The following is an 11,749-nucleotide window of genomic DNA, read 5'->3' as shown; positions in this document are numbered from 1 at the left end:
GTCTACAATCGGGGTTTCCACACCACGATTGCTGATTGCCCTGGACTCTCATGTCACCGGGGGAGGTGGCGATGGCCAAGCCGGTGATCTTCGAACTGGCCAAGGTGCTGCTGTATCTGAACCTGCCGGATGCCGAGAAGTGGCGCCTGACTGAGCGCACGGAGCTGGCGAAGCTGGGGCCGAAGAAGGCGGCGAAGCTCGGGCGCAAGCTGCGCACTGCCTATGATCGGATCCTGATCGGGCCGAGCGCGGTCCCGGATACAACCGATTCGGGGCTACCAAGTGGGCTGGCGCGAACAGGCGGTGAGCGGCATGTGAAGCCGCACTGGCGTCGTGGGCGCTTCCGGCGGATCCGCTATGGCGAGGGGCTGGAGGAGAGTCGGCTGAGGTAGATTCAGGCGGTGCTGTTGGATCTGGGGGGTTGACCGGGGCCAGCTCCTCTGAGGTCAAGACGAAGCCGTATGTGGTGCGCTGAGGGGCTCCGCTTCACGGGGCGCAGCGCGAAGCCTTGATTCGCGTCTGATCCGACAGTGGACCTCGATGCCGGCACACGGTCACGCGACCTCGGTCACCGGTCCCCCGTCGGTCCACCAGCCGCTCCGCTCCGGGAGCAGAACCGCAAAAAGTGCTCCGCCGTGATCAGCGGTGGCCGAGACGCAGACCCGCCGCGGTGTGAAGAAGACTGAAATCGACTCTAATCCGACGTGCTTTATTCCGACCCCTGACGCCGACGTGAGGTGCACCTCGTCCGAACCCACCTATCCTGGATCTTTCAAGATGTCGGCAAGGGTTTCAGCGATCTCCTCGATCTCCTCAATGACTTGGGGTGGGGCCTTGTTTTGGATGGCGAGGTTGCGAATCAGCACCACGAGCGGCGCCATCCGTTCCAGATGGCGACCCGACTCCCAACTCATTGCTTCATTGGTGTGAAACATCAGTCTGTCCCAACCCTGGAAACCCGCCTGGTCGATGAGGGTCGCCCGGAAGCATTCCCACGCACCTTGAAGATGATTTCTCTCAACATAGGGTTCCCTGAGATCCGGGAGAGCCGGCGATCAACCCCTCCAGCAGGGCCGCGAGCGGCCTGCCCTGTTAAGACCGCCCCGCACGCTGTACGCTGAAAGAGACGCCTTCATGCGCCTTCAAATGCGCGACCACGGTGAAGAGATTGTCGGCGCGGGGGTTCCCCTGCTCGCTGAGCATCCGCATCAGGCTCTTCGGGCTCTTGTTTAGCTGCGCCCCGAGCTGCTCGAACCCGACGGTTGCGTTGACGTAGTCGCGCAGGAGGACCTTGCCGGTGTCGAGATCGGCATTCAGAAAGGCATCGAGGGCCTCTTCCAGCAGGGCAACCCGAAACTCCGGATCACGCTCGGCGCGGGCCTTGACAGTATCTTTGAAATTTCTGGTGAGTGCCATGGCATCACACTCCTTTCTGCTTACGGTGTTTGTAGTCCTGCCAGTACGCCCTGGCCTGCTCGATGTCGCGCTGTTGGCGCTTTTTCGTCCCGCCCACGAGCAGGATCACGAGCCGTTGCCCGTCCTGCCCGAAATACACCCGGTAGCCGGGGCCGAAATCGATCCGCCGCTCGGACACGCCCTCCCCGATCGGCTTCACATCCCCGAAATTCCCGGTCTCGATGCGGGCAATCGCCGCGCGGACCTTCGCCGCGGCCCGCGCATCGAGACCCTCGAACCACGTACCAAAGGGACACGCGCCGTCAGGCGTCTCGTACTGAACAACCTCAATCATAAATTATAGCAACACATAAGTTACCTTTACACAATCAGAAAACACGCACCCGGCTGCGTATTCCACGTCCATTCGGCGCTCCGAGCCGCAAAAATCCGGACGCCGATCCGCAGGAAAAAGGACGCCGTGAGAGGCGGAATCGACTCATCCATGGCCCAGTGCAGGTCAAAGAACGTTCCCTTGATGCCGAGCCGATGACCGACTGAAAGGTTGCCAACAGGCTGCGTGGGTCAAAGATCAAGTTCGCGGTTACCGACCGACCGAGGATCTCTCGTTGGATCGCGGATCTGATGGAACCACGAGGGCCTCAACTGCCTGATGGATCGACAGAGAGTCACACAACAGGCCGGGCAGCGATTACCGGCTGCTCCCACGCCGCGGGCCGTGAGGTCATGGACCCTGTTGACCAAATGGCGCAGATCCCGTCCTAGACGGTCGAGCTTCCACAGCACCAGGGTGTCGCTATCAGTCGAGGGTACATCGTGCTTGCCGGGGGACGAGCTTACACCCGTCCGGGCTAAGCCGCCGTGGTCAGCCATATCGAGATTCAGCGCGCCCGGGACGACCCTCCACGGCCCTCCCCCGTGCAGCCATCCGAGCCGGCCACCCACGAGGATCGCCATGCCCGAGTCCACGTCTGATTGGAAACGGCTGTTCGTGAGCGGTCTTCGACCGGCTGAGCCGGTCATCGGCAGGCTTGGGGACAGGCGTCAGAAGGTCTCGCTGTTCCAGCCGAACAGATGCCGGGGCGGGGCGGTGAACTCGATGTAGACCCGCTCGGGCGAAATGCCGAGCGTGTCAGTCAGCAGGGTGCAGAGCGCGCGTGAAAACTCGGGCGTACGCGACTCGGGGGTGATCTCGGCATTGGTCAGCAGGCGCAGTGTAGGCATGGGCGGGTCCTCGTGTGCGTTGATCGTGGAAGGCGATGCACCCGAGCGGGATCGAGCTTGGCGTCGAGGCCGGGTCATTGTCGACGGAGCGTTTCGTCGTCATCCGGAAGTTGGAATCGGGAGCCTATTCTGATTGATGACCAATGCTCACTCTTTGGGATGGGTGCTATGAGATTTTTGCCCGTTTTTGCTTTCGATTTCGTTACTGGCCTTGAGCTTCGAGGCGAGATCGGAGTGTTCGGCGCGCATTGAATTTTGGCTCTCCCGGATCTCAGGGGGTTATCAAAATCTCGAAGTGGTCGGGATCGATGAGATTGCACTGAAGAAGGGACATCACGATGTTGTTGTGGTCAGTGCCGATATCAACGGCATGCTGCAGGTCATCGGACTGCTCAGCGAGCCCACCAAAGCCGCAGTCAAGGCATTTTTTAACAGTATTCCCAAGCGGTTACGTCGTACCGTCAAGGTCATCTGCACGGATCTCTATGCCGGTTTCATTGGGGCTGCGAAAGCCGTTTTCGGCAAACGTGTGCTCATTTGCGCAGATCGTTTCCATATTGCTCGCCGGTATCCGGACAGTTTTGAGACCTGACGAAAACGGGAATGGAAACGGTTACGGCGGACGCTCACGAAATCGACATTGGATCAGTTCAAAAACGTGCATTGGCTCTTGCGCCATCGCCGCGCGGATCTCACCGACGATGAGCGTCGTCTCCTCAATCGTTTGTTTGTTCACTCGCCCCAAATCAAAGACGCTCACGATGCGTGCGAAGCGCTCACCGTGATCGATGAAAGCCCTCTCTCAACAGGACAAGGAAAACGTCAAATTCGTCGCTGGATGCGACAGGTCTCGAATCTGGGAATCAGGTGTTCCGATCGATTTCTTGGGACGCTTAGAATTCATTTCCCTGAGAAGACCAATGATTTGGTCAACTGTCAGACGAGCGGGTTTGTAGAAGGTCTCAAAAATCAATTGAAAGTCCTCAAACGACGCTGTTACGGCATCACCAACCTCGCCCATCTGTATCAAAGAGTGTGCTTGGATCTCAACGGATACGCTCGCTTCGGCGTGGAGCCAATCTGAATCAATGCGTTAGAGTTTTCGTGTTCAGCGACTTTTCGTAGTTGATGTGTACGTCAAATCTAGGGGTAAATAATTGTTTTTAAATTTTTTTACATTCCCCTGAAATCCGGGAGAGCCTCTAAAACGTCACGGCTCTGTGACCGGCGCAGTGATGCCGTCTCTTACATCCAGCACAACCTCCCGGACAATGACCCTTAAACCTAGATCCGGCAGTTGAACGGCCCTAGGAGTGCGTCCCGCGTGGTGTCCGACAAGGCACGGCGAGGCGTCGTAGTGGTTCTACGACAACGAGTTGCAACGCAGTCGGGCGCCGCGCGGGGCGTGCTTCAGGGGCCGTAGCGGCCATCACCCCGCAGGTGAGGTGTCAGATGACCAAGATACTCAACGACGTCAAGCCGTTGCATGCGGCACGAAGCGGTCAACTGCCGGATCTAGGTTAAAGCCTTCGCCTAGAGCGTCATTAAGCTGGAGCAAGCATGTCACCCGCCACCGCGTCTTCGTCGTCCCCTATGTCCTCGCCTTCTTCTGCAATATCACCCCGGTAAACCGGTTTGCCAGTTGCCTGTTCGATGAGCGTTAGGAGACGATTTTGCCGATCGGCCATGAATCCCTTGAAATCGTCCCGGCGCAGTAGGTCTGGCTTGATGAGATGGGAGCGCAAGTACTCATCCAATCTAGCCGGCTCGATGGGCGGATTGGATTTATCGCCTTTCTCCAGTTTAGCCAAATACTGCGAAGGCGCGACGCCGCCGATGATGCGGTTTGTGCGGTATGATAGAGGGGTTTTGTTGATGATCGGGTCGTATTCTACTGGCTTCATACCACAATTTTTGCACCATTCCTGGGGAAAGATATGGTGTATGTCCACGTTCTCTCCGAAAAAAACGGTGTGATCGAATTTTTGGCCTGAACGGAAATCTTGGGCACCTTCCTTCATCAGTAGGGCGTTAACCCCTTTGTAAGCGGCCGAGAGCCGCATGCGCATGGTTTTGAGGCGGTCAGCGCGGAACATGGTCTCGGTGACAGTGGTCGCTGCCGGATCGCCTTGAAGCCAAGCCGTCACCTCCACGAAGTCCTTGGCAATGCGAGTCTCCACAGCCGAGCCGTAAAGTTCACCGAAAACCCCGTTCCAGTACCAGGTGACCAGCTTCTCCCGGTTAGCCTGATGCTCCCAGGCGTCCCCGATGTCGGCAAGGATAGCAGCAAGGGGCACGATCTGAGACTGATACGGCAGGTCAAAGATGCGGTAGATATGCAGCATGTGCAGGAATCGAGCAGCTTTGACGAAACCGTCTTCAACCTGCTTTTCATACTGCTTGTAGGCATCCAAAGGCAGGTTCAGCAGCGCCTGACGGTTTCCGGTGATGGCTGGCAACTCCTTACCCGTCTTGCCAGCGGCGGCGGCCTGACGGCGTCGGTCGCGAGTGTAGAAGAGCGATATGGCCTGCAGAAAATCGGTGTTGCTGACTTCGGCAATGATGCCTGTGTTCGAGTCTGCAGGGCGGTGGGTCTCTTTAAAGCGCTGGTGTCGGCCTGGGTTGCCGTCATCGCCGAACCAGTCCTTGCGTAACTCATGGCCGGAAGCGGCGTACATGGCGGTCACCAGCTCGAAGGCGTCGAGGGCTTTGCCGCCGGTGTTGACTTTCTCGAAGACGACACAGACCGCTTCTTTGGAGGTGGAGCGATCCAGAGAGATGACCGGTACTCGATAGTAGCGAAAGTTCTCGAGGATATTGCGCTTGAAGGAACGGAAGTCGTCGCGTATCTGCTCGTGCTCATCTCCACGCCAGTACTGGTCAAATGCGTCCTGCCAGCGATCCCACTCAAAGACCTTGGATACTGGATACATCAGTTGGGCATATTCTTTTTCGGGGGTGGATAAATCGAGAACAGACTCGCGGCCGAAGTCCTTGCGGATGACCTTGTCCTCGGGGACGCCGATGACCGCTTCCTCACGGTCAGCGCTGGGATCCAGAGCCTTTCGGATGTCCAAGTAGAACCATCGGCGGACCTTCTTCTTTTTGGGTGTGATGGTTTCCACAACCTTGCCGCGCAGAGTGACTTGGTAGAGGGATGTCATGCGTTGCTGGCCATCCAACAGCAAAGCGTTCGGTTTTGTTTGCTTGGCGTCCAGCGGCGCGCCCTCTACGGTCCGGGGCTTGAAGTTGACCTCGCCGCCGGTCTCCAGAGTCATTAGTGCGCCAACGGGGAAGGCGCGGGAAACGGAGGCAATCAGGCTTTTGATGCGATCCTCGTCCCACACCCAGCTTCTTTGGAACTCCGGGAGTTGAAGTATCCCGCGGTGGCAATCCTCAAGCAGCCTGTCTAAGTCGTATGGGTTGGTTTGGAACGTGGATCCTGGCATGGTTGTTTTCCAAATACGCTTTTAGTTATTTCTTCCAACTCTAATTAAACACTCTATTCCATCAGCCTGTCATCAGGATTCGCTTCATCTCTGTCGCGATTTTGCTCAAGACGAAGTCAGTGGAAAGCGCCGACTTTTTCTTCTTGATCCCATCACCGACGCGGGCCGCCGCATCCAGGGCGGCATTCAGCAATGGAGGCGGCGCGTTATCGACCCAGAAGCTCTCGTCGCTGATCTTGCGTTTGACATCGAACGGGACGAAAGCCGTCGCCACCTGCTCGTAAATGACGGGAACACGATCCACGGATATCCCTCCGACCTGAGTGAGCCGCTCCGCGATCCGATTGCGACAGGCATCGAGCTCTTTCCAGAAGTTCTCGTCGGCGAGTCCCGTTTTCTGGCGGCCTTTGATGAACCCGAAAGCGGTTCCGAGGGCCAGCGCCGCTTGGGCGCGACCGGAACGCTCATTGTCCGACTCGACGCCCATCACATGGCCTGTCAGGCGATACTCCGCGTCAGCCAGCACCTGCAGTTGCGCGATAAAAGGCAGGGTGTCGGCCTCCGACAGGGTGACCGTCTCGTCGAGATCGAACGCGGCAAGTGTGGCCAAATCCGTGATGAGATGAAGCTCAGTCCCCAAATCATTGGCAACGAAGGCGACGTACTGCAGATCCAGACCTTGTGGTGTGACAGCAATCCGCCGGACGCACCCGGGCGGTGGCCAGTCCTCACTCAAGGCGAGGATGGCATCGAAAACCGGCTCGCCGTAGGTCGCAAACCGCAACTGCGGTCCGAGTGATGCGACCCCGTCGTCATAGATCGTACGGTCGATGGTCAACGCCAGGATATCGATCTCCCCGCGCAGGAAGCGTTGTTTGATCTCGTCGCGCTCGGTCCCGACCAGCTTACCGGTGTGCGGATCGGTGTATTGTCCCCCGCGCCCCGAATAGGTCCCCACTAGCAGCTTGGACTCAGCTTGTCGCAGGCGCCGAACCAAGTCCTCCAGGGTGTCCCAGAACTGGGTGAAGATCACCATCTGCGCCACGCGACCGGGGCGCGTCTGATCCCGACGGCTCTCCACATACCCCAGCAACACCTGAGTCTTCGAGGACACGGGCATTGCATCGTAGAGGCTACCGGCCAGCATCTGCGTGAGCGTCTCCCACTCCCAGCGCAAATCGGCCTCGCTCCGGTTCTTGAGCAACTGCTCGATGACCTCCGTGTCGTCCTCGTCCTGCTCCAGATCCTCGTCGAGATCGGACGCCGCGAATGCCGACGGGCTCTTGCCCGGTTTCGCCGACAGGTGTTCCAGCGTCCACTTCACCCGCTCGCGTCGGCGCCGCAGGGTCTCGCCGATGGCGTACAGGCTGGACGCGAAACGCCGTTGCAGGAAGCTCAGGTAAAAGCCGGTGGAGACGCGCGCCTGTTGGTCGTTGGCCGCGGTGATGTGTTTGGCCAGCTCCTGCGAATAGGCGTCCAGGGCCTCGTACGCGGCGTGCTCTTGAGGCGTGTACTGGATCTTGCGCATCGGCAGGATGTGCCGCTGCGCCAGGTTGGCGGTCAGCTCGCCCTGTTCCTGGTAGACACGCAGCAGGGCGCGGTTGTGGCGCATCATCACCCTGGAGAGCGGCGCGGATGAAAAAATGGCGCGCAAGAGCTTCTTCAGACTCGCCGCGGTCGGCGTGATGCCCTGCTTGAGCCAGAGTTCGTACTGGGTCCGAGTCGCCGCGCTCAATTTGCCACTGCCGAGCGAGACTCGCAGGCGGCGCAATCAAGACCCGTCGTGCCAGTCCCGACAGGATCAGCGAGCGCAAGGCCAAGCCCGCCTCGATGGTCTTGCCCAAACCGACTTCATCGCACAACAGAAAGCTGTACGGGTAGGCGGTGATCAGGCGCCGCGCGACGATCGTCTGGTGCGGCCAGGGCGCGACCGGAGCCGTCGCCATCCCGACCAAGCGACCGTTCGGCATCCGCGGTGCCTCGCGCAGGATGGCGAATTGCAGCCACTCGCGCGCCGTCGGTCCAGCGACGTCCGGCGGCAGCTCGCTGGAGCCGTCGATCTCCTTCGGTCGGGTCACGATGCCGGCAATCTCGATCAGCCGCTCGCGCACCGCCAGGGGCAGGTCCAACACGTAGAGCCCGGGATCCCGATTCTCCCAGATGGTCTCGAAGTCCCCGGCATACAGATCCGCTCGCTCCGCCTCCCGAGGGCCCCACCAGTCGGCGTGCACGCCGATGTTTTCGGCATTGATCTCGAGTGCCGTGCGCGACTCGTTCAGGGATCCCTCGGCGATCAGCCGATGGCTCTCGGCATCCGTGAAGACGGCCCATTTCTCGTGGACATAGCCGTCGACGCGCGAACCGTAAGGGAGGGCGGCGCCGGTCTTGCGATGGCGGCGCAGGGCCACGCGGATCTCCAGACAACCCGCCTTGAGCATCCACGCCAGCAGCGCCAGACCGTTCTCGACGGACTCGGGCCAGCCTTGCCGGTCGGCCAGGTTCGCCAACAAGGTCGCGGCGAGACGCACGTCGTCCCGGTGATCGAGGATGACCAGGGCATCCTCGGGATCCAGATCGGCCCCCACCACGAGACGCACATGACCCTTGTTCTTGACGAGGGCCGAGAAGCCTTGGGAGGCCGCGGCCAGCGAGGTCGAGCGGAAATACCCCGCCACCCGATCGTAGCGCACGCTCGCGCGCAGGGCCGGGATGTAGAAGTCGTGCAGGACGTCGCTGGTGGTGCTGCGGTAGCGCGGTTGCCAGTCGCGTTGTTGGAACGATGCGGACCTATTGGTGTGCTCCATGCCTCGGATCTCCGGGTTGGCATTCGCCGTCATGCACTCTCGCGTTGCACGTCCGACACGACCTCGGTGTTGAAGAGGAACCTCACGGATCCAGATCCCATTCGCGATCTCGGCCCTCGCCGCGCTGTCCGGCCGCCTGACTCAGCAACCCGAGCCCCCGCTCGGCTTTGCCGTATCCCCGGCGAGCTCGGGCACGAAAGCGGTCCTCGGCGTCCGACTCCGCGACCATCAGTGCCGCCATCTCGTCGAAGAGCCGATCGATAACGGTGCCGCGCAATCGCGCGATGTCGTCCAGGCGCCGGTAGGTCTCGTCGGGCAAGCTGACTGTTACTGAGGTCATATCTGCAACTCCTTCAGAAAATCCTCCGGGCTGACCGCCCGCAACGAGGGAAACCGCAGATCCAGACAACGATCACCGCCCAAGCCCATAGAGTGCGGCACGCGCCTGCTTCTTCAGATCCGGATCACGCGCTTCCGCCGCCCAGACCTCCAGCAGATCGAGAATACGCTCGGTGTTCTCGGCAGCGTGCGTTTGAAGGTAGGCGCGAGCGACCGGGATATCGCCGTCGCGATAGGCCGCGATCAGTCCCTGCAGACGATCCCAATCGGTCTGCGGGGCGCTCAGACGGGCGCCGTGGCGCTCCTCAGGCAGGGCCAGGCGGAGTTTGGAGCCGGCGCGGACCAACGGGGCCTGGTAGCCCTCGGCGCCCTTGACGCGGCCGCGGGTCCCGACGGCTTGGTTGATGCCGATCTCACGGTCCTGGACCCGGTAACCCGCGGCCTTGCCGTCCAGGGCAATTCCCAGGGAGCGGGAGAGGTTCAGGATGTCGTCGTAGGCGATCTCGGCCAGCTCCCAGATGCCGAAGATGGTCAGCGCCATGGCGGTCTCGCTGTCCAGATCCTCGACCCGAATCTTGCCCTTGGTGATCTGACTGACCCGTCCCTGCGCGGGGCTGTTGGACTTTAACACAGAGCGCGCGTCTTGCTCGGGCCAGCGCCACGATAGAGGCGCTTCAGGACGGATGACGCAACCTATCGACCGACCACGCCCAGGCCGAGGGGATAACGCCATCGCATCAATCAAGCCTAACGTGAGGAATCCGCTGAATTGTCGTCGCCGGTATAGCGGCGAATCAGGGCATCTGCGTGCGCTTCGACCTTCGGAACCGCGGCGAGCAAAGCCGGAGTCAAGGCAGCGACCGCCCGAAAGATCCAAGGAGAACCTTAAATGGGTCGCGGCCAATCCCAGGTTAACCATTTCGTCGCGCAGCCATTGAATCTTGTCTGATTTCACAGGCGTATCCCCGTCGCGACCGCGATGCGCGCCAATGGACGGGAGGTGTCGGGCTCGATCATCAGGTCGATTCTTTGCTCGCCCAAACGCTGATGCAACCGTGCCAGGAGGTCGAGCTTGCCCATGAAGTCGATTCGGTTCGACAGAACGAGCAGATCGATATCGCCACCCCTGGCCTGGTCATCGACGCGGGATCCAAACAGATAAATCTCGGCATTCGGGTCGATCGCGGCGATCGAATCCTGGATCAGTTGTTGTTCGAGGGGGCTCAGTCGCATCGTCGGGGCCTTTTGTAACGGTTTAGAAACAAATTAGCCATTCCGGTTCATTCTCTACCTCTCCCCAACCCATCTACCGCGAGGGAAGGGGCTAAGATGGATCACTCGCTATTGAACGGTTGCTTTCAAGAGCATTGAGATCACTATTTTTCGGGATAGTCGCGAAAGAATGAACACGAACGGGGAACATCGATTCTCTCGGAAATCACCGAGTCCGAAATTTCTCCCAAAGATGACGGGGGCAGTGCCAAGAGTTAAACAAGACGGCGACGTCACTGCTTGCCGCGCACGAGACGTACGTATAACCGATTGCCATTCTCGTTGCTGTTGACACGGCCATTGCCGAAATTCATTCGCCACGCGCCGTAAGAATACTTGGCATCCGGCGACGAAGACCAACACCACGAGTCCGGCGTCTTCGGGAAGGCAACTTGATCGATCGTCGCGCTCTCATAGTCTCCTCGACATGCATTGCCCGTAGCGTTCCATGTCTTAGGCTGGCCACCGGAGCAATAGACCAAGGTCAACAACTCGTCCTTCGTCGGCACGCGCCAATCGGCATAGCCGCCGAAAGACAGCCCTTGCGGCTGCCGCATCGCCTCCTCCCAAGTCAGCTTCGACGCGGCCCCGACGCAGGCGACGCCGTTCCATCGCTGACCTTGGCTGCATCGCATCCAGTGCAGGCCGGTGGTGAGGTCTTCGATGATGGCACCGTCCGGACCCAGCGGTCGGTAGCGACCGGAAATCAGTGATGGCGATGTCGGCGGCGGCGGTACGCCGACCTTCGGTTTTTCTGTCGCTGTTGTGCCCTCGCTCGCGCGCCATCCCACCTAAAGGTCTTGCATGCTCGGATACCGCGCAGCGGCTCTCACCGCCAGCGCCTTGAGCAAGACCGCCTCCTGTGCGGGGGCGATGCCGATCCCGAGCCGGGACGGGGCAATCAGCTCATCCTCATCCAACCGATCCAGTGCCTCCGGCGGTGCGGTCCCGGTGATGGCGCGATAGAGCGTCGCGGCCAACCCATAGACATCGGTCCATGGCCCCTGCTTACCGCGTGTGCGGTAATGCTCCTCCGGCGCATAACCGGGCTTGAGGATGATCGAGAGACTGCGACTGTGCTCCCCGGCGGCAAAGCGCGCGGCGCCGAAGTCCAACAACTTCACCCGCCCCTGACGGATGATGTAGATGTTGTCCGTTGACAGGTTGCGATGCCGCAGACCAGACTTGGCAGCGTATCCGTGCTCCCGAGAAGGTCGCTGATCTCCTCGGCTAAGCACGTAACGC

Annotated in this window: 14 protein-coding genes and 1 pseudogene; 2 read left to right on the top strand and 13 right to left on the bottom strand. The window is 60.1% G+C overall.

Going from position 1 to position 11,749, the window contains the following annotated elements:
* Nucleotides 1-71 precede the first annotated feature (71 nt).
* Nucleotides 72-392 (top strand): AcrVA2 family anti-CRISPR protein, encoded by a 321-nt coding sequence (locus tag CKO25_RS17975; protein ID WP_200389334.1) that lies wholly within the window; start codon nucleotides 72-74, stop codon nucleotides 390-392.
* A gap of 366 nt (nucleotides 393-758) precedes the next feature.
* Here the strand turns inward: CKO25_RS17975 and CKO25_RS17970 are convergent, their stop codons facing one another.
* The 5 genes from CKO25_RS17970 to CKO25_RS17950 all read right to left on the bottom strand — a co-directional run bounded on the left by CKO25_RS17970 (nucleotide 759) and on the right by CKO25_RS17950 (nucleotide 2,640).
* The gene (locus CKO25_RS17970; RefSeq protein WP_200389333.1) at nucleotides 759-935 is read right to left on the bottom strand and encodes a hypothetical protein; all 177 of its coding nucleotides are present in this window, start codon (nucleotides 933-935) and stop codon (nucleotides 759-761) included.
* 157 nt (nucleotides 936-1,092) lie between these two features.
* Nucleotides 1,093-1,416, bottom strand: coding sequence for a helix-turn-helix domain-containing transcriptional regulator (locus tag CKO25_RS17965; protein WP_200389332.1), 324 nt, complete (start codon nucleotides 1,414-1,416; stop codon nucleotides 1,093-1,095).
* Nucleotides 1,417-1,420: 4 nt separating this feature from the next.
* On the bottom strand, nucleotides 1,421-1,750 hold the full coding sequence (locus CKO25_RS17960) for a type II toxin-antitoxin system RelE/ParE family toxin (protein WP_200389331.1): 330 nt from the start codon (nucleotides 1,748-1,750) through the stop codon (nucleotides 1,421-1,423).
* Between the two features lie 230 nt (nucleotides 1,751-1,980).
* A complete protein-coding gene (locus CKO25_RS22175; protein ID WP_443080763.1) occupies nucleotides 1,981-2,289 on the bottom strand; it encodes a recombinase family protein in 309 nt (102 codons plus the stop codon).
* A gap of 171 nt (nucleotides 2,290-2,460) precedes the next feature.
* Nucleotides 2,461-2,640 (bottom strand): phenylpyruvate tautomerase MIF-related protein, encoded by a 180-nt coding sequence (locus tag CKO25_RS17950; RefSeq protein ID WP_242467714.1) that lies wholly within the window; start codon nucleotides 2,638-2,640, stop codon nucleotides 2,461-2,463.
* A gap of 295 nt (nucleotides 2,641-2,935) precedes the next feature.
* On the opposite strand from CKO25_RS17950, the pseudogene CKO25_RS21335 reads away from it, so the two are divergent.
* Nucleotides 2,936-3,724: pseudogene (locus CKO25_RS21335) on the top strand (ISL3 family transposase).
* Nucleotides 3,725-4,184: 460 nt separating this feature from the next.
* Here the strand turns inward: CKO25_RS21335 and CKO25_RS17935 are convergent.
* The 8 genes from CKO25_RS17935 to CKO25_RS17900 all read right to left on the bottom strand — a co-directional run bounded on the left by CKO25_RS17935 (nucleotide 4,185) and on the right by CKO25_RS17900 (nucleotide 11,742).
* Nucleotides 4,185-6,089: a GmrSD restriction endonuclease domain-containing protein gene (locus CKO25_RS17935; protein WP_200389327.1), complete on the bottom strand. Its 1,905-nt coding sequence runs from the start codon at nucleotides 6,087-6,089 to the stop codon at nucleotides 4,185-4,187.
* 61 nt (nucleotides 6,090-6,150) lie between these two features.
* Nucleotides 6,151-7,293, bottom strand: coding sequence for a hypothetical protein (locus CKO25_RS17930; RefSeq protein ID WP_200389326.1), 1,143 nt, complete (start codon nucleotides 7,291-7,293; stop codon nucleotides 6,151-6,153).
* On the bottom strand, nucleotides 7,223-8,926 hold the full coding sequence (locus tag CKO25_RS17925; protein ID WP_200389325.1) for a hypothetical protein: 1,704 nt from the start codon (nucleotides 8,924-8,926) through the stop codon (nucleotides 7,223-7,225). Before CKO25_RS17925 ends, CKO25_RS17930 begins: the two co-directional genes overlap by 71 nt.
* A 49-nt stretch (nucleotides 8,927-8,975) precedes the next feature.
* Nucleotides 8,976-9,233: a toxin-antitoxin system HicB family antitoxin gene (locus tag CKO25_RS17920; protein WP_371829727.1), complete on the bottom strand. Its 258-nt coding sequence runs from the start codon at nucleotides 9,231-9,233 to the stop codon at nucleotides 8,976-8,978.
* A gap of 72 nt (nucleotides 9,234-9,305) precedes the next feature.
* A complete protein-coding gene (locus tag CKO25_RS17915; protein ID WP_200389324.1) occupies nucleotides 9,306-9,863 on the bottom strand; it encodes a hypothetical protein in 558 nt (185 codons plus the stop codon).
* 320 nt (nucleotides 9,864-10,183) lie between these two features.
* Nucleotides 10,184-10,465 (bottom strand): nucleotidyltransferase domain-containing protein, encoded by a 282-nt coding sequence (locus tag CKO25_RS17910; RefSeq protein WP_200389323.1) that lies wholly within the window; start codon nucleotides 10,463-10,465, stop codon nucleotides 10,184-10,186.
* Between the two features lie 272 nt (nucleotides 10,466-10,737).
* Nucleotides 10,738-11,295, bottom strand: a complete 558-nt coding sequence (locus tag CKO25_RS17905) for an Lcl domain-containing protein (protein ID WP_200389322.1) — start codon at nucleotides 11,293-11,295, stop codon at nucleotides 10,738-10,740.
* On the bottom strand, nucleotides 11,296-11,742 hold the full coding sequence (locus CKO25_RS17900; RefSeq protein WP_200389321.1) for a protein kinase domain-containing protein: 447 nt from the start codon (nucleotides 11,740-11,742) through the stop codon (nucleotides 11,296-11,298). It abuts the gene before it with no gap.
* Between the last annotated feature and the right edge of the window lie 7 nt (nucleotides 11,743-11,749).

Origin of the sequence: Thiocapsa imhoffii, from assembly GCF_016583985.1 — a bacterium.
Lineage (GTDB): Bacteria > Pseudomonadota > Gammaproteobacteria > Chromatiales > Chromatiaceae > Thiocapsa > Thiocapsa imhoffii.
The sequence above is the reverse complement of the archived record's forward strand: the minus strand, read 5'-3'. Positions and strand labels throughout refer to the sequence as shown.